This is a genomic window from Burkholderia sp. HI2761 (assembly GCF_002223355.1).
GTDB lineage: Bacteria > Pseudomonadota > Gammaproteobacteria > Burkholderiales > Burkholderiaceae > Burkholderia.
In genome coordinates this window covers 1,383,816-1,405,029 of the sequence record NZ_NKFN01000007.1, presented here as the reverse complement: position 1 = coordinate 1,405,029, position 21,214 = coordinate 1,383,816, and the positions used below count along the sequence as shown (strand labels likewise).

At 65.9% G+C, this 21,214-nt stretch carries 15 protein-coding genes; 5 read left to right on the top strand and 10 right to left on the bottom strand.

Going from position 1 to position 21,214, the window contains the following annotated elements; genetic code table 11:
* Nucleotides 1-87: 87 nt before the first annotated feature.
* The 3 genes from CFB46_RS23920 to fdnG are packed head-to-tail and all read right to left on the bottom strand — an operon-like array spanning nt 88 to nt 4,707.
* Nucleotides 88-714 carry a formate dehydrogenase subunit gamma gene (locus tag CFB46_RS23920; protein ID WP_027782652.1) on the bottom strand — a complete coding sequence of 209 codons (627 nt, stop codon included), beginning with the start codon at nt 712-714 and terminating at the stop codon, nt 88-90.
* A complete protein-coding gene (gene fdxH, locus CFB46_RS23915; RefSeq protein ID WP_027782651.1) occupies nt 711-1,625 on the bottom strand; it encodes a formate dehydrogenase subunit beta in 915 nt (304 codons plus the stop codon). The genes CFB46_RS23920 and fdxH overlap by 4 nt, the downstream gene beginning before the upstream one ends.
* A 10-nt stretch (nt 1,626-1,635) precedes the next feature.
* The gene (gene fdnG / locus CFB46_RS23910) at nt 1,636-4,707 is read right to left on the bottom strand and encodes a formate dehydrogenase-N subunit alpha (RefSeq protein WP_143751655.1); all 3,072 of its coding nucleotides are present in this window, start codon (nt 4,705-4,707) and stop codon (nt 1,636-1,638) included.
* A gap of 154 nt (nt 4,708-4,861) precedes the next feature.
* On the opposite strand from fdnG, the gene CFB46_RS23900 reads away from it, so the two are divergent.
* The 3 genes from CFB46_RS23900 (at nt 4,862) to CFB46_RS23890 (ending at nt 8,268) form a co-directional block, all read left to right on the top strand.
* The gene (locus CFB46_RS23900) at nt 4,862-5,818 is read left to right on the top strand and encodes a YihY/virulence factor BrkB family protein (RefSeq protein ID WP_027782648.1); all 957 of its coding nucleotides are present in this window, start codon (nt 4,862-4,864) and stop codon (nt 5,816-5,818) included.
* A gap of 420 nt (nt 5,819-6,238) precedes the next feature.
* The gene (locus CFB46_RS23895) at nt 6,239-7,396 is read left to right on the top strand and encodes a porin (RefSeq protein ID WP_027782647.1); all 1,158 of its coding nucleotides are present in this window, start codon (nt 6,239-6,241) and stop codon (nt 7,394-7,396) included.
* 398 nt (nt 7,397-7,794) lie between these two features.
* Complete coding sequence (locus tag CFB46_RS23890) at nt 7,795-8,268, top strand: VOC family protein (protein ID WP_089501492.1); 474 nt, start codon at nt 7,795-7,797, stop codon at nt 8,266-8,268.
* A gap of 102 nt (nt 8,269-8,370) precedes the next feature.
* Here the strand turns inward: CFB46_RS23890 and CFB46_RS23885 are convergent, their stop codons facing one another.
* Together CFB46_RS23885 and CFB46_RS23880 are read right to left on the bottom strand one after the other, a co-directional pair.
* Nucleotides 8,371-9,213 carry an AadA family aminoglycoside 3''-O-nucleotidyltransferase gene (locus CFB46_RS23885; RefSeq protein ID WP_089502322.1) on the bottom strand — a complete coding sequence of 281 codons (843 nt, stop codon included), beginning with the start codon at nt 9,211-9,213 and terminating at the stop codon, nt 8,371-8,373.
* Between the two features lie 273 nt (nt 9,214-9,486).
* Entirely contained in the window at nt 9,487-9,936 is a 450-nt protein-coding gene (locus CFB46_RS23880; protein ID WP_027782645.1) for an HU family DNA-binding protein, read from the bottom strand.
* A gap of 257 nt (nt 9,937-10,193) precedes the next feature.
* Here CFB46_RS23880 and CFB46_RS23870 point away from each other — a divergent pair, with 257 nt between their 5' ends.
* Nucleotides 10,194-11,312: an acyltransferase family protein gene (locus tag CFB46_RS23870; RefSeq protein WP_089501491.1), complete on the top strand. Its 1,119-nt coding sequence runs from the start codon at nt 10,194-10,196 to the stop codon at nt 11,310-11,312.
* 372 nt (nt 11,313-11,684) lie between these two features.
* Here the strand turns inward: CFB46_RS23870 and galU are convergent, their stop codons facing one another.
* Together galU and CFB46_RS36040 are read right to left on the bottom strand one after the other, a co-directional pair.
* Nucleotides 11,685-12,572 carry a UTP--glucose-1-phosphate uridylyltransferase GalU gene (gene galU, locus CFB46_RS23865; protein ID WP_027782643.1) on the bottom strand — a complete coding sequence of 296 codons (888 nt, stop codon included), beginning with the start codon at nt 12,570-12,572 and terminating at the stop codon, nt 11,685-11,687.
* Nucleotides 12,573-12,802: 230 nt separating this feature from the next.
* Complete coding sequence (locus CFB46_RS36040; RefSeq protein WP_162836110.1) at nt 12,803-12,946, bottom strand: hypothetical protein; 144 nt, start codon at nt 12,944-12,946, stop codon at nt 12,803-12,805.
* Between the two features lie 218 nt (nt 12,947-13,164).
* On the opposite strand from CFB46_RS36040, the gene CFB46_RS23860 reads away from it, so the two are divergent.
* Nucleotides 13,165-14,340: an acyltransferase family protein gene (locus CFB46_RS23860; RefSeq protein WP_089501490.1), complete on the top strand. Its 1,176-nt coding sequence runs from the start codon at nt 13,165-13,167 to the stop codon at nt 14,338-14,340.
* 375 nt (nt 14,341-14,715) lie between these two features.
* On the opposite strand, the gene CFB46_RS23855 is transcribed toward CFB46_RS23860, so the two are convergent.
* From CFB46_RS23855 to CFB46_RS23845, 3 genes are read right to left on the bottom strand one after another with little or no spacing between them, the layout of a single operon-like run.
* Nucleotides 14,716-17,184, bottom strand: coding sequence for a glycosyltransferase family 4 protein (locus CFB46_RS23855; RefSeq protein ID WP_152777864.1), 2,469 nt, complete (start codon nt 17,182-17,184; stop codon nt 14,716-14,718).
* Entirely contained in the window at nt 17,181-18,647 is a 1,467-nt protein-coding gene (locus tag CFB46_RS23850; RefSeq protein ID WP_089501488.1) for a flippase, read from the bottom strand. The genes CFB46_RS23855 and CFB46_RS23850 overlap by 4 nt, the downstream gene beginning before the upstream one ends.
* 49 nt (nt 18,648-18,696) lie before the next feature.
* Entirely contained in the window at nt 18,697-20,889 is a 2,193-nt protein-coding gene (locus CFB46_RS23845) for a hypothetical protein (protein ID WP_179235139.1), read from the bottom strand.
* Nucleotides 20,890-21,214: the final 325 nt, after the last annotated feature.

Sequence of the window (21,214 nt, the reverse complement as noted above, 5' to 3'; positions counted from 1 at the left end):
AAGCGCCGACGAATCGGCGCTTTCGGGCGATTCCGGCGGTGGGCGGAACGATACGCCGCAATCGGCTTACCGCCCCGCTCCGCTGCGTTACTTCACGCTTTCACGGAACCACTTCGGGTGATGCTTGCGGGCCCAGCCCAGCGTGACGGTGCCGCGCACCATCGCGCCGATCGAACCCTTCACCCACAACGCCGCGTAAATGTGCACGATGATGCTCGCGATCAGCACGAAGGCCGCCACGGCATGCACGACAGCGGCCGCGCGGATCACCCCGATCGGGAAGTAGAACGAGAAGTAGCGCCGCCAGATCACGATTCCCGACAGCAGGAGCAGCAGCAGGCACGCCACCAGCGTGAAGAATAGCAGCTTCTGCCCGGCGTTATAGCGCCCGACCGGCGGCAGCTTGTCTTCCTGGTTGGTCAGCACGTCGTCGATCTGCCTCAGCCACTGCCGGTCGTCCGCGTCGAGCACATTGTGGTGCCAGAAGCGCACGACGAGGATCGCGAACGACACGAACATCACGAGACCGACGAACGGGTGCAGGATCCGCGTCCACTGGCCGCCGCCGAACAGCGCGGTGAGCCAGAACATCGACGGATGAAACAGCGCGAGCCCGGACAATGCGAGCAGCACGAACGTGATCGCGGTGATCCAGTGGTTCGTGCGCTCGTTCGGCGTGTAGCGGACGATCAGGTTGGGGTCGTCGTGGTTCATTTCGCGTCCTCCTTGATGCGTCGCGCTTCGTCGCGCGCGGCCGATTCCTCTTCGTCGCTCACCTCGTTCGGACCGACGCGGACGTAGTGGAAGAATCCGGCCAGCGCGGTCAGCGCGAGGCCCGCGACCGCGAGCGGTTTCGCGATGCCCTTCCACAGCTTCACCATCGGGCTGATCGACGGATTGTCGGGCAGCCCGTGGTACAGCGACGGTTTGTCCGCGTGATGCAGCACGTACATCACGTGCGTGCCGCCGACGCCCTGCGGGTCGTACAGCCCCGCATGCTCGAAGCCGCGCTCCTTCAGGTCCTCGATTCGCTCGGCCGCGTGCTGCTTCATGTCCTCCTTGGTGCCGAACACGATCGCGCCCGTCGGGCAGGTCTTCACGCAGGCCGGTTCCTGGCCGACCGCGACGCGGTCGGAACAGAGCGTGCACTTGTACGCGCGATGATCCTTCTTCGAGATCCGCGGCACGTTGAACGGGCAACCGGTCACGCAGTAGCCGCAACCGATGCAGTTCTCCTCGTGGAAATCGACGATCCCGTTGTTGTACTGCACGATCGCGCCCGGCGACGGACACGCCTTCAGACAGCCCGGATCCTCGCAGTGCATGCAGCCGTCCTTGCGGATCAGCCACTCGAGGTCGCCCGCCGGGTTCTCGTATTCGGAGAACCGCATGACCGTCCAAGAATGCTCGGTCAGGTCGGCCGGGTTGTCGTACACGCCGACGTTGGTGCCGACCTCGTCGCGCAGATCGTTCCACTCCATGCATGCCGTCTGGCATGCCTTGCAGCCGATGCACTTCGATACGTCGATCAGCTTCGCGACGCTCCCGGTCACCGGTTCGCGCACCGTGGGCGGTGGCGTCGTGGTGGCCGAGACCCGCTTGATATCCAGCGATTGCAATGCCATCTCTTCCCCCTTACGCCTTTTCGACCTTCACCAGGAACGACTTGAATTCCGGTGTATAGGAGTTGCCGTCGCCCACGGACGGAGTCAGGGTATTGGCGAGATAGCCGGGCTTCGTCAGGCCCTTGAAGCCCCAGTGCAACGGGACGCCGACCGTCTGGACCTTCTTGCCGTCGACCGTCAGCGGCTTGATCCGCTTCGTGACGAGGGCGACCGCGATGATGTAGCCGCGCTTGGACGACACCTTCACGTGTTCGCCATGCGCGACGCCGACTTCCTTCGCGAGGTCTTCGCCGATCTCGACGAATTGCTCGGGCTGGATGATCGAGTTCAGCCGTGCATGCTTGGTCCAGTAGTGGAAATGCTCGGTCAGCCGGTACGTCGTCGCGACATGCGGGAACTCGGACACCTTGCCGAACGACGCACGATCGTCCGGGAACACGCGGGCGGCCGGGTTGTTCAGCGCCAGGGGGTTGTTCGGGTGCAGCGGATTCGCGGCGAGCGGCGTCTCGAACGGCTCGTAGTGCTCGGGGAACGGACCTTCGTTCATCGCCGCGCGGGCGAAGAAGCGCGCGACGCCCTCCGGGTTCATGATGAACGGCCCCATCCCGTTTTCGGGCGGTTCGTCCACCTTGAAGTCCGGCACGTCCACGCCCTTCCACGCGCTGCCGTTCCAGCCGACCAGCTTGCGGGTCGGGTCGAACGGCTTGCCGGCGACGTCGCACGAGGCGCGGTTGTACAGGATCCGCCGGTTCGCCGGCCACGCCCACGCCCAGTTCAGCGTCTGGCCGATGCCGGTCGGGTCGGAGTTGTCGCGCCGCCCCATCTGGTTGCCGGCCTGCGTCCATGCACCGCAGAAGATCCAGCAGCCGCTCGCGGTCGTGCCGTCGTCCTTCAGTTGCGCGAACGCGGCGAGCTGCTCGCCCTTCTTCACGAGCGGCTTCGCCGGATCCTTCGGATCGGGCAGATCGGCGAGCGCTTTCCCGTTGAACTCCATCGCCAGTTCTTCGGGCGTCGGGCTTTCCGGGTTCGCGTACGGCCAGGTCAGGTTCACGATCGGGTCCGGGTACTTGCCGCCGTCCTTCTGGTACAGCTTGCGCATGCGCAGGAACAGCCCCGACATGATCTCGAGGTCGCTCTTCGCTTCGCCCGGCGGCTCGGCGCCCTTCCAGTGCCACTGCAGCACGCGGCTCGAACTCACGAGCGAGCCGTTTTCCTCCGCGAAGCAGGTGGTCGGCAGGCGGAACACCTCGGTCTGGATCTTCGACGCATCCACGTCGTTGTAGTCGCCGTGATGCTTCCAGAACTCGGACGTCTCGGTCGCGAGCGGATCCATGATCACGAGCCACTTCAACTTCGCGAGACCTGCCGCCGTCTTCACCTTCGACGGCGCCGCCGCGAGCGGATTGAAGCCCTGACAGATGTAGCCGTTCATCTTGCCGGCATTCATCAGCTCGATCGCCTGCAGCAGATCGTACTGCTTGTCCAGCTTCGGCAGGTAGTCGTAGGCCCAGTTGTTCTCGGCGGTGGCCGCGTCGCCCCACCACGACTTCATGAAGCTGACGTGGAACGCCTTGTAGTTCTTCCAGTAACTCAACTGGTTCGGCCGCAGCGGCAGCTGCACGCGCTTCTTGATGTACGCGTCGAAGTCCTGCTCGGCCTGCATCGGCAGCGTCATGTAGCCCGGCAGCAGGTTCGACATCAGCCCGAGGTCGGTCAGCCCCTGGATGTTCGAGTGACCGCGCAGCGCGTTCATCCCGCCGCCGGCGATGCCGATGTTGCCGAGCAGCAACTGCACCATCGCGCCGGTGCGGATGATCTGCGCGCCGATCGAGTGGTGGGTCCAGCCGAGCGCGTACAGCACCGTGCCGGCACGGCCCGGAACGGCCGTGGTCGCGAGCATCTCGCACACCTTCAGGAACTTGTCCTTCGGCGTGCCGCAGACCTGCTGGACCATGTCCGCCGTATAGCGCGCGTAGTGCTGCTTCAGCAGGTTGTAGACGCAGCGCGGATGCTGCAGCGTCGGGTCGACCTTCACGAAACCGTCGTCGCCGCGCTCGTAGTCCCAGCTCGACTTGTCCGGGTACGCGTGCTTGTCGGCGTCGTAGCCGGAATAGATGCCGTCGTTGAACGCGTAATCCTCGCGCACGATGAACGAGAAGTCCGTGTAGTTCTTCACGTACTCATGCTGGATCTTGTCGTTCGTCAGCAGATAATTGATGACGCCGCCCAGGAAGACGATGTCGGTGCCGGTGCGGATCGGCGCGTAGTAATCGGCCACCGAGGCCGTACGCGTGAAGCGCGGGTCGACGACGATCAGCCGCGCCTTGCGGTGCGCCTTCGCCTCCGTCACCCACTTGAAACCGCACGGATGGGCCTCGGCTGCATTGCCGCCCATCACGAGAATCACGTCCGCGTTCTTGATGTCGACCCAATGGTTCGTCATCGCTCCACGGCCAAACGTCGGGGCAAGACCTGCCACCGTCGGGCCATGTCAGACACGCGCCTGATTGTCGAATGCGAGCATCCCGAGACTGCGGATGGTCTTGTGCGTCAGGTAGCCGACCTCGTTGCTGCCCGCGGATGCGGCGAGCATGCCGGTCGTGAGCCAGCGGTTGACCTTTGCGCCGTCCTCGGCCGTCTCGACGAAGTTCTCGTCACGGTCGGCCTTCATCAGCTTCGCGATGCGGTCGAGCGCGTCGTTCCACGAGATGGGTTCCCACTTGTCCGAGCCGGGCGCACGATACTCGGGATGCGTCAGGCGGTTCGGGCTGTGGATGAAGTCGATCAGGCTCGCGCCCTTCGGGCACAGCGTGCCGCGATTGACGGGGTGGTCGGGATCGCCTTCGATGTGGATGATGCTCGGTTGCGCATTCTTCGCGCCGTCGCCGAGGCTGTACATCAGGATGCCGCAACCCACTGAACAGTAAGGACAGGTGTTGCGCGTTTCGACTGTGCGCGCCAGTTTGTACTGTCGGACCTCGGCCAGCGCTTCGGACGGAGAAAAGCCCATCAGGGCAAGACTCGATCCGGCAAGCGACGTGGCCGTCACCTTCAGAAACTGGCGCCGGGACATTTGTAGCATGGCGGTCTCGGCGTTATTGTGGGGTGGGGGGAAACTGAAAGGAATTATAGACAGTTCAGGCAACTATGATCGAATCCTCGGATCAATACCGATTTGTCCGATTAACCTGCGATCAAACTCCGATGATCCGCGTTCCGCGCGCAACCGAACCGTCATGAAACGACAGATCACTTCCGAAGCCACCCGTCTCGCCCAGCAGCAGGCCAACTGGGCCCTCACCGCGTTCAAGCGCTTCTCGTCCGATCGCTGCTCCGCGATGGCCGCGGGCATCGCGTTTTTCTCCGCGTTCTCGCTCGCGCCGACCCTCGTGATGGTCATCGCGGTGGCCGGCTGGTTCTACGGCGACGACGCCGCGCGCGGCCAGGTGTTCGAACAGGCGCACCAGTTGATCGGCGACGACGCGGCGGCCAGTATCCAGACGATCGTGCAGAACGCACACCGCGCGGGCGAGCGCGGCGGCCTCGCCACGCTGATCTCGTTCGCCGCGCTCGCGGTCGGCGCATCGGCCACGTTCGCGTCGCTCAGCGCGGCGCTCAGCGTGATCTGGCCGGCCACCGAAAGCCGCTGGTCGAGCATGCTCGGGCTGGTGCGGGTGAGGCTGATCTCGTTCGGCCTCGTGCTCGGCGTCGCGTTCCTGCTGATCGTGTCGCTCGTGCTCGACACCGCGATCACCTTCATTGGCACCTGGCTGCTGGGCAATTCGCCGTACGTGGTCGTCACGAACCTCGTGCAGTTCTTCGTCGGCATCGCGGTGCTCGCGGCCGCGTTCGCGTCGTTGATGAAGTTCCTGCCCGATGCGCGCGTGGCGTGGCGCGACGCCGCGATCGGCGGCATCGTGTCGGCGATCCTGTTCTCCGGCGGCAAGAAGCTGTTCGCGCTGTACCTCGCACGTGCGGGCACGGCGAGCGCGTTCGGCGCGGCCGGATCGTTCGCGGTCCTGCTGATGTGGCTGTACTTCTCCGCGGTCGTGCTGCTGCTCGGCGCGGAGTTCGCGGCGGCCCGCGGCAACGCGCATCGGGCGGCAGAGAATTCGGCACCGGGAGCGCCCGCTCAAGCTGCCGATCAAGGCCATCAAGCCGGTCAAGCGGAAAATCGCCCGCGCGACGACTGATTCACCCGTCCGCTGAAAACGGCCGCACATCGATCTCTCTCGCGCCCCCGGCACACTCGCTCGCGCCTTCACAACCCCGACGTCCGCCGCGCATTCACGCGGCGTCGGCGCTTCTTGCCACGTCGACGCGCACGTACCTGCAACCGCAAACGTTTGCACACCCTCGTTTTCCTGCTGCCACGGGCCGAAACAGGGGGTCTGCCGACATGCGCGTCAACTATTGAAACAATCGCGGCGCAGCAATTGTCAACTATTTCATAAATAGGAACAGTTGCTGATGTGCTTGATATATATAGACTTTTTCCCGCTGTTACCTTTTCGAGACACTTTATTTTTTAAGCTTTCTTGCGTGTATGGCACTGAGCTATTCTCCAATCCGCAACAAATAACGATGAATCACTTGCGTGGAGAAACTCAACGATGAAGAAACTTGCTCTCTCGACCCTCTCGCTCGCCCTGCTGGGCGCTGCCGGCGCTGCTCAGGCTCAGTCGAGCGTGACGCTCTACGGCGTGATCGACACGTCGATCACCTACGTTCACGGTAACGATGGTCAAGGTAACAATTCGTGGTCGATGGGTAGCGGCAACCTGCAAGGCAGCCGCTTCGGCCTGAAGGGTTCGGAAGACCTCGGTGGCGGCCTGAAGGCGATCTTCCAGTTGGAAAACGGCTTCAACTCGGCATCGGGCGCACTGGGCCAAGGCCAGCGCATGTTCGGCCGCCAGGCTTTCGTCGGCCTGCAAAGCGACCAGTACGGTACGCTGACGCTGGGTCGCCAGTACGATCCGCTCGTCGACCTGGTTCAGGCAGTCACGGCTGACAACTACTTCGGCAGCGTGTTCGCCACGCCGGGTGACGTCGACAACAACGACAACAGCCTGCGCGTCAGCAACGCGATCAAGTACACGTCGCCGGTCTGGGCAGGCCTGCAAGTCGAAGCGATGTACGCACTCGGCGGCGTCGCGGGCGCAACCGGCAAGGGTCAGACGTGGGCGGCAGCGGCAGCGTACAACAACGGCCCGCTCGGCCTGGCTGCCGGCTACTTCCACGCGAACAACTCGGCTCCGCTGAGCGCAACGGGCCAGCGCACCGGCTGGGCCGGCACGTCGGACGCGATCTTCGACGGCTCGGGCACCTTCATCAACAACGCGTACTCGTCGGCATCGTCGATCGGCATCGCACAAGTCGCTGGCCAGTATGCATTCGGCCCGGTGACGTTCGGCCTCGGCTACAGCAACGCGCAGTACAAGGCTGATGCGAACTCTGGCTTCGGTACGAACCAGAAGTACAACACGGGCCGCGCATTCGTCACGTACCAGGCATCGGCACCGCTGCTGCTGGGCGTCGGCTACATCTACACGAAGGGTAGCGGCCAGACGGACGCCAAGTACCACCAGGTTTCGCTCGGCGCGGACTACTCGCTGTCGAAGCGTACGGACATCTACCTGGTTGGCGCGTACCAGCACGCAAGCGGCCACAACGCCGATGGCAGCGATGCGCAAGCGTCGGTCGGCTCGTACGGCATCGCCGGCAAGAGCTCGCAGGAAATCGTCGCACTCGGCCTGCGCCACAAGTTCTAAAAACGAAGTATCCGGCGTGCACGGCGTCTCCGACGCCTTGCGCACCGACCTGGAAAGCCAGCCCCGGTTTCGACTGCGGCTGGCTTTTTTTCGTCCAACTCCAGCCGGCGGAGGGCCGACATCGCCTACAGGGCCTTCGCGCGAAAGCCGACGCCCCGACATGGGTCGGCGAACCGGCAGCGGCACATGGCGGCTGCAATGCACCCGCAACACCGTTTTCCATGTCCAAAGAGGTCGCCGTTTCTCCGTAGGACGACTACCATCCGCACAGCCGGCGTCGCCCGGCTCGATCGATGCGGGATTTGTTTGCGCCGCGTGTCGATTCCGGCAGGCGTCGTCCGTCGTATCGATGGCGGCATACGGTTTGCCCCCGAACCCATACAGACAGGAGATTCGTCATGACGATTCAGAAGATCACGCCTTTTCTCTGGTATTCGACTGAAGCCGAAGAAGCAGCGGCCTTCTATGCGGGCATCTTTCCGGATTCGCGCATCGTGCGCGTCACGGCGGTGACTGGCACCGACGGCACGCGGATGGTCGAATTCGAGCTGTTCGGGCAGCCGTTCCTTGCGATGAGCCACCCGCGCACGGAGGCGTTCAACCATTCGATCTCGCTGCTCGTCAGTTGCGCGGACCAGGCGGAACTCGACCGCTACTGGAGCGCCCTGCTCGACAACGGCGGCACGGCCGACGGCTGCGGCTGGCTGAGGGATCGTTATGGCGTGTCGTGGCAGATCGTTCCGGAAGCGCTCATCCCGATGATGGCCGACCGCGACGCGGTCAAGGCGGGGCGCGTGGCCGCCGCGATGATGCAGATGACCAAGTTCGACGACGCCGCGCTGAAGGCCGCCTTTGCGGGCACGGCGGGCTGACGACCGGCGGCGAGCAACGCTTATGTGACGCCGCGCCGGGCCGGGCCGCCCGCATGCACGCGGCTCGACGGTTTGCGCATGGAGCCGGCTCGCAGGCGTTCGCTATCCGTGGCCGGCCGCTGAACCGGTAGCGTGCATCGTGGGCGCCCGTTGCTCCGCCGACAGCATCGACTCGACCGTCCGCCGCGCGTAGCCGATGAATTCGGCCAGCGGCTCGCCCGACAGGATCGCCGCGCCCGCTTCGCCATCGAGATAGGCAGCACGTGCAGCCGCTACAACCGGCCGGTGCACGTCCGGCAAGCGCTCCAGCACCCATGTCGCGGCGACGTCCTTCGGCGCGATCCTGCCGGTCGCGGCGCTGTACCAGATGCGTGCGAGCGCGAGCACGACGTTGCATTCGTCGCCGCGCCAGGCCGGCTCGGCCTTCCACTGTGCAACGGTCGCAAGCAGCGCGGCGACGAAGTCGCGCGCGGGCACCGGCTCGAACAGCACGTTCGCGGGCGGCCCGACCAGCGCGACACCGTGCTGTCGCACCTTCGTCAACAGAATGGCCAGATCGTGATCGACCAGCGGCGGCTCGACGATGCCGGCTTCCAGATCGCTGCGCAGCCATTCGCCGAATTGCAGCTCGCGTCGCGCCGGATGGCGCCACGGCACCACGTCGCCGTGTGCGATGACGGTGACCTCCAGCGCACGCATGTCGCCGCCGCAACCGGGCGGTGCCGACGCGCCGAGCAGGTCCGACATCAGCGCGCGCCGCACCGCTTCGTCCGGGCGCACCGCTACCGTCACCAGCAAATCGATGTCGCTGCGCGGTTTCAGGCCGCCGTCGAGCGCCGATCCGAACAGGTGGATCGCTTGCAGCGTCGCACCGAGCTGCCGTTCGATCGTGGCGCGGGCGGCGGCGACCTGTCCGGCGATGTCGTGCGGGATGAGGTCAGTCATGATGGCGAACATGGCGATGCGCTCGCAACGGAACGCGACGAAACAACGCGTCGCGCGAATGCAGGTTGCCGCTCGGCGATGCGGATGCGAATGCGAATGCGCGGCATGCGAGCCGCTGCCCATCCTGCGTCGGGCAACCCGTCATCGCCGGGCCGGCTATTCGCCGCCGCGCGATTTGCGCAGCGCAATAAAAATCCCCGCACGCTGTCGCGTACGGGGATCTCGGGACATCGCAACGGCTGCCGACTTGCATTCGGCAGTCGTTGCGCGGCATTACGCTGCCGCGTCCTTCAGCTTCTTCAGCGCACGTGCCTTCACGCGCACGCTGGCCGGCTTCGCCGGGAACCAACGCTCTTCGCCCGTGAACGGATCCTTGCCGAAGCGCTTCTTCTTCGCCGGCACGACTTGTGCCGTGATCTTCAGCAGACCCGGCAGCGTGAACTCGCCTGCGCCCTTCTTGTGAACCGAGCCCAGCACGACGTTCTCGAGTGCGACGAGCACTGCCTTGACCGCCTTCACTTCGACAGCTGCGCGCTCAGCGATGTGCGTTGCGAGCGATGCCTTCGTGAACTTGTCCTTCAGCGGCGTCGGAGCAGCCGGTGCTGCCTTCGCGGCAGCCTTCTTGGCCACTACTTTCTTCGCGGGCGCAGCCTTTTTGGCAGCCACTTTCTTGGTGGCCGGTGCGGCAGCCTTCTTGGCCACCTTTTTTGCGGAAGTCGCCATGTTTCTCCTACCAGGTGTGGTCGTTGGATACACGAAGCGTGCAACGCGCGCGCTTCAACGCCGGATTCTACAAGCGCCTTGACGCTTCGTGCAGTACTTTTATGCGTTTTCACGGGGTTTCCCGCAGGTTTTGTTGCGCGCGACCGACTTCATCGACGCTCGAGCGTAAAAAAACACCTTCACGTATACGTCCGAACGCGAATTACGTTCGATATTTGCGCACCTATACTGGGCTCGCTCAATGCCCGGATGCCTCCATGCGCGAAGTCAGATACGTCAAAGGACTCGACGGCCTGCGAGCCCTCGCCGTCATCCTCGTTTTCCTGTCCCACAAGGGCCATGTCCTTGCCGTCGACGTCGGCAAGCTTGGCGTGTGGACGTTTTTCCTCATCAGCGGATTCCTGATCGTCGGCGAGCTGCATCGCAACCGCCAGGCGATCGAGCGCGGCACCATGACGCGCCGCCACGCGCTGGCGCTGTTCCTCGCGAAGCGCGCACTGCGGATCTTTCCCGTGTATTACCTGCTGCTCGCGGCGCTCGCGATCGCGCACGCGCTGTTCTACCAGCGCGGCGTCAACCTCGGGCTCGCATGGCACGCGGCGTTCCTGTCGAATTACTGGATCGGCGTCGTCAAGGACGGCTGGCCGGGCTCCACGTCGCACTTCTGGAGCCTCGCCGTTGAACAGCAGTTCTATCTGATCGCCCCGCTCGCGCTGCTCGCGGTGCCCGCCGCGCGACACGTCGCGCTCGGCGTCGCGGCCGTCGCGCTGTGTGCGCTCGCGCATCTCGCGCTCTACCTGTCGGACGCGTCGCCGGTGCTCATCTACGCGTTTTCCCCGTGGAATTTCGCGTTGATCGCGCTCGGCGGCGTCGGCGCGATGGCGCTCGCCGATCGCGGCGCGGCCGCCGCGCGCCGCGTGCCGCCCGGCTGGCTCGGCGCGGCCGGCGTCGCCTTCTTCCTGGTGCTGCCCGCCTGCACGGCGTTGCCCGATGCGGTCGCGGGGCTCGCGGATCTCGGCCTGTCCGTGTCGCTCGGCGCACTGATGCTGTGGATCGTCAGCGAACCGGAGCATCCCGTCGTCGCGCTGCTCGATTGGGCGCCGCTCGCCTATCTCGGCACGATCAGCTACGGCTTCTATCTGTTCCACAACCTGATTCCGGCGCGCTTCGGCGTGCTGCCCGCGTCGTTCGCGCACGTGCCGATGCCGGACATCGTCCGCGACGCGCTGCCGGAAATGCTGCAATTCGCGCTCGCCGTGCTGCTCGCGCACCTGTCCTGGCGCTATCTCGAGAAGCGCCTGCTCGACTTCAAGAAGCCGATCGCCGCGATGCTGGCCCGGTACTTCGCCGCACAGCCGAGCGCGTCGCCGCGCTGAGCGGCACACGGGCGCGGTGTGCGGCCGAGGTCAGATCGCAACGCCGCGATACCGGTGACGACGCCGGCGGCCGATGGCATGACAGCCGATGCCGCGTCATCGGGCAACACCGGCGCAAGCGTCGTGCAGACCGCCCCCCCATCCACCGATCCACTCGCCCGGCGAATGCTTCCGCACCGGTTTCACGCGCGACGTCCCCCGTCATCGGCACGCTTCGCGTGCCGCGTGCCGCCACCTTCCGGACATTCCCCGCACCACATGCAGACGTCGCGCACCATGCTCGTGCGCCCGCAAAAACAAAAAAGCCCCGGCGCGCGAGCGGCCGGGGCCAACGGAACAACCACCACCTGAAACGACGGAGCGCGCGGCCGCTTAAGCGACGGCAGCCAGCGCGGGCAAACAGGTACGCAGGTACGCCTCGAATTCGCGGCTCACTTCCGGATGCTGGAGCGCGAGCTCGACGGTTGCCTTCAGATAGCCGATCTTGCTGCCGCAGTCGAAACGCGTGCCGTAGTAGCGATACGCGAGCACCTGCTCGTTCGCGAGCAGCGACTGGACGGCGTCGGTGAGCTGCAGTTCGCCGCCCGCGCCCGGCTTGAGCTTGCGCAGGTGATCGAAGATCGTCGGCATGAACACGTAGCGGCCGACCACGCCGAGGTTCGACGGTGCATCCTCGGGCGCCGGCTTCTCGATGATGCCCGACAGCTTGATGATGTCCTCTTCCCACTCCCGGCCTTCGACGACGCCGTACGAGCGGCTGTCCTCGCGCGGGATCGTCTCGACCCCGATCACCGAGCTGTGATAGTGGTCGAACACGTCGACGAGCTGCTTGAGCACCGGCTGTTCGCCGTGCAGCAGGTCGTCGGCGAGGATCACCGCGAACGGCTCGCCGTGCACGAGCTTCTCCGCGCACAGCACCGCGTGGCCGAGGCCGAGCGCTTCCGGCTGGCGCACGTAGAAGCAGTTGACGTGGCTCGGCTTGATGCCGCGCACGAGCTCGAGCAGCTTTTCCTTGCCGCGCGCCTCGAGCTCGGCCTCGATTTCGTACGACTTGTCGAAATGATCTTCGATCGCGCGCTTGCTGCGCCCGGTCACGAAGATCATCTCGGTGATACCGGCGTTGATCGCTTCCTCGACCGCGTACTGGATCAGCGGCTTGTCGACGACGGGCAACATTTCCTTCGGGCTCGCCTTCGTTGCCGGGAGGAACCGCGTGCCGAGACCGGCAACGGGAAACACGGCCCTGGTGACTTTCAACATGTTCGCATCCTGATAGCGTTGACTGCGCCGCGTCGACCCACGACCCGGCGCGATTGTGTTCCGAACGGCATATCGAGAATCGACGGCACCGCCAATTCCACTCCGCTCATTTTCGATATGAACTGGTTGCCCAATTATTTCTGAAAAAATATAATCGTTTCAAGCCGGTCGATATTGCCGAACCGATTGCCGAAGCAGAAACAAATTACCGATTTTTCAGATACAAATTCTTACGATTCGAATTCCTCGATATAGGGCACGCCGCCCCGCTCGAAGCCCGGGCGGATCGGTTCGTTCTTCAGCGCCTCGCGGTACGCCGACAGCACGACCATGACCAGCAGTACTGCAGCGCTCGCGATCCAATGCATGTCCATCTTGCCGCTCCTTGCATCAATCAACTGGAGCTTCAAATTATCAGAAAAAAATCGGCAAATAATTTGAGCTCGTCGAGAGCCTGCTTTCAGACCGGGATAAATCCATGATGTGGAATACCGGGATTTCCGGGGCGAGATTTTTTTATTCATTGACCGAATTCTTGCGCATTACGATTGGATGAAACTTCCCGTCCATCCGTCGCAAGGAATCGAATCGCATGCAAGCTTTCAGCGGATCGTCTCTGGCCGCGCCGCCCGTCGCCGATCACAAGGAACACGTGATCGACGCGATGCGCGGCTTCGCGGCGCTGCTCGTCGCCTATTTCCACTGCCGCCAGGTCGTCTGGGTCGGCATGCAGAGCTTCCATCATGCTTACGGTCATGCACTGAGCCCGGGCGTGATCGCCGGCTACCTGACCTTCCCGTTCGCGTGGGGCTCCGCCGGCGTCCCGATCTTCTTCGTGATCAGCGGCTACTGCATCCACCGCAACGCGGCGCTCAAGCTCGCGGCCAACCCCGCGTACCGGCTCGACGCGCCGAACTTCTGGGTGCGCCGCTTCGCGCGCATCTATCCGGTGCTGCTCGCCGCGCTGCTGTTCACGCTCGCGCTCGATGCGGTCAGCCTGCAGATCGAGCCCGTCAGCCACAAGATCCGCGACGTCGGCCTCGTCGCGTTCCTCGTGAACCTGTTCTCGCTGCAGGGCGTCGCCGGCTACACGTACGGGTCGAACGGCGCCCTGTGGACGCTGTCGCTCGAAGTGCAGTTCTACGCGATCTACCCGCTGCTGTTCGCGCTGCGCCGGCGCATCGGCATGCCGGCCGTCGTGGCCGCGGTCGCGCTCGTCAACGTCGCGTCGGCGTGGCTGCTCGAACGGCACGACCTGCAGTTCTTCACGTCGTACTGGCTGTCCTGGACGATCGGCGCATGGATCGCGGACGTGCGCGCGCAGCAGTCTCGCGGCACGGCCGTCGTGCCGTCGCGCGCGTGGTACGTCGCGGCCGCCGTGCTGCTGGCCGCCGGCTGCGGCGCATTCCATTTCGGCCAGTACGGCGCGTTCCAGCTGTGGTCGGCCGGCTTCGCGTGCTTCCTGTACCGCGCGCTCGCCCGCCCGCCGCGACCGACGCCGCCGCTGCGCGTGCTGAGCTGGTTCGGCGACTTCAGCTACTCGCTGTACCTGGTCCACCTGCCGCTGTTCGTCTGCCTCGGCTCGGTGCTGTTCCACTCCGAACTGCAACTGTCGATCTGGCCGTCGTTCGCGTTCATGGCCGTCGCGATTCCGGTGGCGTACCTGTTCTACCGGATGTTCGAACGGCCGGCGATGATGTGGTCGGCCAGCTTCAAGCCGACCCGCACCGCCCGCGTCGTCGCGTCGGCGCCCGAACAGGCCGTCTGACGCGGGCCGGCCGGGTCGGTCGGCCCGTCCGGGTCGAAGCCCCCGCGCGGTGTCTCGCCGCGCGGGGGCTTTTTCATGGCCGGCACGCGGTTGCCGGCCGGGTCGAGAGGGACCCGGCAGACTGCTGCTGTCCGACCGCGCCACGGCCCGTGTGGCGACCCCTGGCGATATCCACGGCGCCGGATCGCATCACGTTCCCGACGGCCCGATCCCGTTCCAGATGACGACCGGCCACGCTCGCGCCCAACTCCGACCCGGGCGCGCAACCCGCCCGTCCGTCACGACCGACGCTCCACCCGCTGAAAAGCAAAGCCCCCACGCAGCGCAACGCCGCATGGGGGCCCGTTTCCCGCCGGCTCGCGCCGACCGCTGCCGCTACTTCTTCGCCTTCGCAGCCTTGGCGGCCTTGGCGGTATCCGAGAGGATCTTCTCGACCCGCTCCACGTAGGTTTCGGTCCCGAACCGGCGCACCGCGGTCGCACGCCCGCTCGCGACGAGCCGCTCGCGCAGCGCGCCGTCGCGCTTGAGCGCCGCCAGCGCATCGGCCAGCGCGGCCGCGTTGCCCGGCTCGCAGAGCAGCCCGTTGTCACCGTCCTCGATGATCTCGACGACGCCGCCCGCGCGGGCCGCGACGACCGGCCGGCGCGCGAGCATCCCCTCGACGATCACGCGCCCGAACGGCTCCGGTGTGATCGACGTATGCGCGACGACGTCGACCGCCGTCATGCATGCGGCCACGTCGCGCTGGAACCCGAGGAAATGCACGCGTTCGTCCATCCCGTGCTGCGCGACGTATTCGTGCAGTTGCGCCGCATACTCGTCCTCGCCGAACAGCGGCGCGCCGACCAGCACCACGTGCATGTCGGGATGCCGCTCGGCGGCCTCCAGCAGCACGTGCTGCCCCTTCCAGCGCGCGAGACGGCTGAACGAACCGACCAGCCAGGCGTCCGTGGGCAACCCGAGGCGCGCGCGCAGCGCGGCCTGGCTCACGCCTTCCAGCGCATCGAACGGTTCGGCCGAAATGCCGTTGAACACGACGTCGACGTGCTGCGGCGTGAAACCCGTCAGCGCGCGGAACGCCTGCGCGGAGGCGTCGGAGTTCGCGATCACGCGCGTGATGCCGAACCGCGCGCAGTACTTGATCGCCCGTAGCTGCTTGCCGCCGAAATGGTCGGTGCTGACGATGTCGCGCAGGTGCCAGACCACCGGCTTGCGCGCGAGCCGCCCGGCGAGCGCGGCGACCACCATCGCGCGTTGCGTGTTCGCATAGATCACCTCGGCGCGGCGCGCGCGCCGGGCGACGTCGCGCACCAGCCGCACGAGCTGCTTCACCGCGCCGAACGACACGCCGCCCTGCTTGCGCACGCCCGCGAGCGCGCCCTGCTCGACCACGTCGACGCGCGCGCCGATCTCGTCGAGCGCCGCGCGGAACGGGCCGTCGTCGAACAGCAGCACGTCGGCGTTCGCGCGCATGTGCTTCATGATCTCGAGCAGCGACAGCTCGGCGCCGCCGAGCACGCCGCTCTGGTCGAGCACGAGCGTTGCCGGGCCGCGCGCGGCCGGCATCGGGGCGGCCGTGCCGCGCTGCGCGGTCGAGCCGGGCAGCGCCTGCTCCACGTAGTCGAGGAAGCGCTGCCGGAACGTATCGGCGGAAAACCGCTCCGCGTTCGCGCGGCAGGCGTTCGGCGTGAAGCGCTGCGGTGCGCGCTCGAAGTCGTCGACGGCCGCGACGACGGCGTGCGGCGTCTGTTCGTCGAAGAAGAAACCGGTCGGATTCGGGCTCGATTGCGGGTCGAGCACCGTTTCGAGCGCACCGCCCTTGCCGTACGCGATGACCGGCGTGCCGCATGCCTGCGCCTCGACGACCGAGATCCCGAAATCCTCCTCGGCCGCGAACACGAACGCCTTCGCGCGCCGCATCCGGTCGTGCAGCACCGCGAACGGCTGGTAGCCCATGATCTCGACGTTCGGGCCGGCCTTCGCGCGGATCTTCTGCATCTCGGGGCCGTCGCCGATCACGACGAGCTTGCGCTCGGGCGTGCGCGAAAACGCTTCGACGATCAGGTCGATCTTCTTGTACGGCACCATCCGCGACGCGGTCAGGTAGAAGTCCTCCTTCACCGCGTTCAGCGAGAACGCGTCGACGTCGACCGGCGGGAAGATCACCGCCGCGTCGCGGTGATAGACCTTCTTGATGCGCCGCGCGATGAACGCGGAGTTCGCGACGAAGCCGTCCACCGCGTTCGCGGTACGCGTATCCCAGTTGCGGATGTAGTGCAGGATCATCCGCGCGAGCAGCGATTTCGGCCCGTGCGTGAGGTTCGACTGTTCCAGATACTGGTGCTGCAAATCCCACGCATAGCGGATCGGCGAATGCACGTAGCTGATGTGCACCTGGTCCGGCCCGGTCAGGACGCCCTTCGCGACCGCGTGGCTGCTCGAGATCACGAGATCGTACTCGGACACGTCGAGCTGCTCGATCGCGAGCGGCATCAGCGGCAGGTAGCTGCGGTACTTGGTACGTGCGAACGGCAGCTTCTGGATGAAGGACGTCGTCACCCGCTTGCCGCGCACGAACGCGCGGTCGTCGAGGAAATCGACGAGGCTGAACAGGTCCGCGTCGGGAAAGCACGCGACGATCTGTTCGAGCACGCGCTCGGCGCCCGCATAGGTGACGAGCCAGTCGTGGACGATCGCCACGCGCAGCGCGCGCGCCGGCTGCCGCGCGCCGGCGCGTTCTGCCGGCACCGCGCGGTGCAGCGCGGCGGCATCGCCCGCGTGGGCCACGGCGGCATCGGCCGTGGCGAGATTCAATACGGCGTGTTCCGCCAGATCGCGATTCATACGGTTTTCCTCGCATTGAGACGGACAAACAGGTCGCGCACGAGCGCGCGCAGCCCCGGCGTCATCGTGAGCGACCACGCGACGTTCAGCACCAGCACGACCGCGCACAGGCCGATCGACTCGCCGAGCCCCGACCACGCCTGCGCCAGAAACAGGCTCGCGAGCAGGAAGGCGAGATGGGCGAGCATGTCGAGCACGATCGCGCGCATCCGGATCGCCGACAGGTACAGCAGCACGCCGTAGTCGACGAGCGCGCGCACCGCGACGACCACCGCCGCGCCGATCAGCCCGAAGTGATGAATGCCGAACCACAGGCCGCCGACGAAGAACGGCATCTCGACGAGCCCGGCGAATGCCGCGCGGGCCGGGTTGACCTGCGACTGGATCAGGATGCGCGTGACGCTCGCCTGGCCGACGAGCCACACGCTGATCACCAGCACGCGGCCCACCGGCGCCGAATGCGCGGCGAGATCGGCGCCCACCCACAGCGTGAGGAACGGCGCGAGCGCGAAGATCGCGACGATGCCGACCGGCGTGAACACGCCGTTCAGGAATTCGAGCGACTGGCGCGCGAGCGTGTCGGCATGGTCGCGGCCGACTGCCGACAGGCGCGGGAACAGCGTGCGCACCAGCGCGTTCGGCAGCATGTTCAGGCGCGTGACGAGGTTCTGCGGCACCGTGTAGTAGGTGACGAACTTCGCGCCCATGCCGGCGCCGAGCATCACGCGATCGAGCGTGTCGGCGATCATGCTCGTCATGCTCGCGATCAGCATCCAGCCGCCGAAGTTGAACAGCCCTTTCGCGGTGCCCCACTGCGGCGGGTCGATGCGCCGGATCCCGAGCACCTTGATGCTCGCGTGACCGAGCATCACCGCGGCGATCAGCCGAGCGACGACGGCCGCGGCGAGCACCGTCTGCAGGTTCGGCGCGATCCACCACGCGGCGCCGAGCGGCAGCAGCTGGAACAGGAACGTACCGATCGTCTGGTTCGTGTTGAACACGCCGAACCGTTCGGCGCCGTTGATCGCGCCGGCGAACACCCACGACACGTTCGCGAGCGGAATCGCGAGCGCGAGCCACGGCAGCGCCAGATACACCTCGTGCTGCATCGCGGCCGACACCTTCGTGAAATACGCGGTGTAGACGAACGCGCCAAAGTAGATCAGCAGCCCGCCCGCGATCCCCGTGCCGAGATTCAGCCAGAACGCGCTCCAGAACACGCGCGCGCTTTCGTCGGCGTTGCCGCTCGCGAGCGCCTTCGAGATGTGGTTCTGCGCGGCCATGCTCATCCCGAGATCGAGGATGCCGAAATAGCCGATCAGCGTCCATACGAGGCTGACGACGCCGTAGCGTTCGACGCCGAGCGCATGGATATAGGCGGGCACCGTCACCAGCGACACGAAGGTCGGCAGGATCAGCCCGATGAAGTTGATCGAAACGTTCTTGAGTATGCCTTTGTCCATGCTTGTGCCTTGTGTGACGGCGACGATGTCGTGAGCCGCGCGCCGCCCGTCACGGTTTCCAGCGATACATCAGCACCTTGCCGCGCGCGTCTTCCTCGACGAACACGAGGTATTCGCCGTTCTCGCGCCGGAATGCGCTGATGCCGAAGGGCACGTCGACCCAGCCGGAGGCCTTGCCGACCTCGGCGCCCGGGCTCATCACGCCCACTTCCTTGCCGGTGTCCTTGTCGTACACGTGGATCTTGCCGACCGGCTCCACGGTGAAGATGTAGCGGCCCTCGACCGTGATCCCGATCAGGTCGAAGATCGGCTTCGCATCGAGCTTCCACGGCAGCGCCACCTGGTAGCGCACGACCGGCGAGCCCGTCGACCACTTGTCGAAGCGGATCAGCACGCGCCCCACTTCCTTGTTGATGCCCGGCTGCGGCGGCGCGTCGGCCGTGTAGCCGGTCACGTACAGCGTGTCGGTCTGCGGCTCGTAGATCGCCCGGCGCAACTGCGTGAACGGCTGCGGCATCGGATAGGTCGTGACCTTGTCGTACGAGTAGATCGGGTTGCCGGCCTTGTCGACGCCGCCGTACTGGAAGCGGTGGATGCCGCGCACGTCGCTCGTGCGCCAGATGTCGCCCTTCGTGTCGACCCACCAGCCCCAGCCGCCCGCCTTCGCCTTGCCGGTCGTGTTGATCTCGGACTCGTCGGCATCGATCCGGCCGTTGCCGTTCGCGTCGCGCCACAGCCAGTCGCCGCCCGGCGGCTTGTTCGGCACCTTGTCGACCGGCCGCGCACGGCCCGCGATCAGGCCGGACGGAATCGCGACCTCGCCGTCGCGCTTCGCGTCGAAGCGGTAGATCTTCAGGTGATCGGCGTACATGTCGGTCAGGTACAGGAACGTACGACCGTCGATGCGCCGCGCGATCGGCATGCCCGGATACTGGTCCGTGTGGAACACCGGATCGTCCGGATACTTGAAGCGGTTCGACAGGAAGCCGACGTATTTCCAGTCCTGGCCCGGCGGCTTCGACAGGTCAAGCTCGAAGCGCTTGTTGCCCGTGTACACGCTGTTCGGCCGCGCCGGGTCGAGCCACGCGCCATCGACGAACAGCAGCCCCTGCACCTGCCAGCGCAGCTTGCCGTCCGGCGTGTAGCTTTCCAGCACCGCGCCGAGCCCCGCGCCGATCGTGTCGTGGCGCGGCCCGATCCCGTTCATCGACACATAGATGTTGCCGGCACGATCGACGCCGACGCCCGTCAGCCCGTTGAAGCGCTGCGGCCCCGGCCGGCCCGGCACCGGGCCCGCGAAGATGCCGCCGCGCTCGCCGAGCGTGCCCGACTGCGCATAGCCCTTGCCGCCTTTCGAGAAGATCAGGATCTGCTGGCGCGGCCCGTTGTCCGCGACCAGCACGCGCCCTTTCGCATCGACCGCCACGTCCACCGCGTCGGTGCCTTCCGGCAGCGCCGGCGCGTCCTCGAGCTTGCGGCCGTCGGCCCGCACGTGCACGAGATGCGCGGGACCGCCCAGCGTATCGGTCAGCAGCCACAGCGTGCCGTCGCCCGCGAGCGCGATGCGACCCGGCTCGTGCGCGCTCCACGTGCCCTTCTGCTGCATCGTCTCCGCGTCGTACACATCCACCACGTCGCGCGACGGATTGGTCGCGAACAGCGTCTTGTCGTCGGCCGCGAGGCCGCCCACTTCCGCCTTCGCGTCGCCCACTTCCGAACGTGCGGGCGCCGGCACCTCGTTCATCATCATGAAGCTCGCGGCCATCCGCGCGCGGCCGGCATCGGCGCGGCCGCCCGGCGCGACCTGCGGCGACGCGCGAAACGGCGCGGGCTGCTTCATGTCGCCGATCGTGCGCCGCGAGATGCCGAACCATTGCTTGCCCTTGTCCGGCCAGATGCCGGGCGACTGCAGGTGGCCGCGCTCGTTGCCCACGCCGATCGCGACATACGCGTACTTGCCGTTCACCGCGATCGCGTTGCCGCCGAGATTGCCCCAGCCGTGCGTGCCACCCGCGAAGCCGAGCATCTTCCCGTCCTGGTAGACGCTCGCCTCGGCGCCGCTCTCGTCCCACGGCGCATTCGTATACACCTTGCCCTCGGGCGTCACCGCGATCGCGCGGATGTCGATCTGCGTCCATGTACCGTCGCCATAGCCGAACGTGTTGCCGATCCACGACGTCGTCGCGGGCAACACCGTTTCGGCCGGCACGGCGCTCGTCAGCAGCGCCGCGCATACCGTCATGCCAACCAGAATCAGACGTCGCAATGCGCTTCTCCAGACTCGATGCAACAGCGGCCGGCGCCGCCACGGATCGCCCGCGGCCGCGCCCTGTCGCTAAATGGGTTTCAAACGTCGCGATGCAGGTTACAAGCAAAAATAATCACAAGAAATTTGGAAATATTTGGGGATGTTTCTGCCTGAAATATCGAACCGGAACAGCGTGTAAATGACGTCCGGAAACGGCAATAACGACCGCCTTTCAGTCGCTGCCATGTAGAAAATTCCGCTCCGCGCCGCCTGTCGTGGCCGCCCGGGTGCCAACCTTTCATCACGCGACCGTAATAAA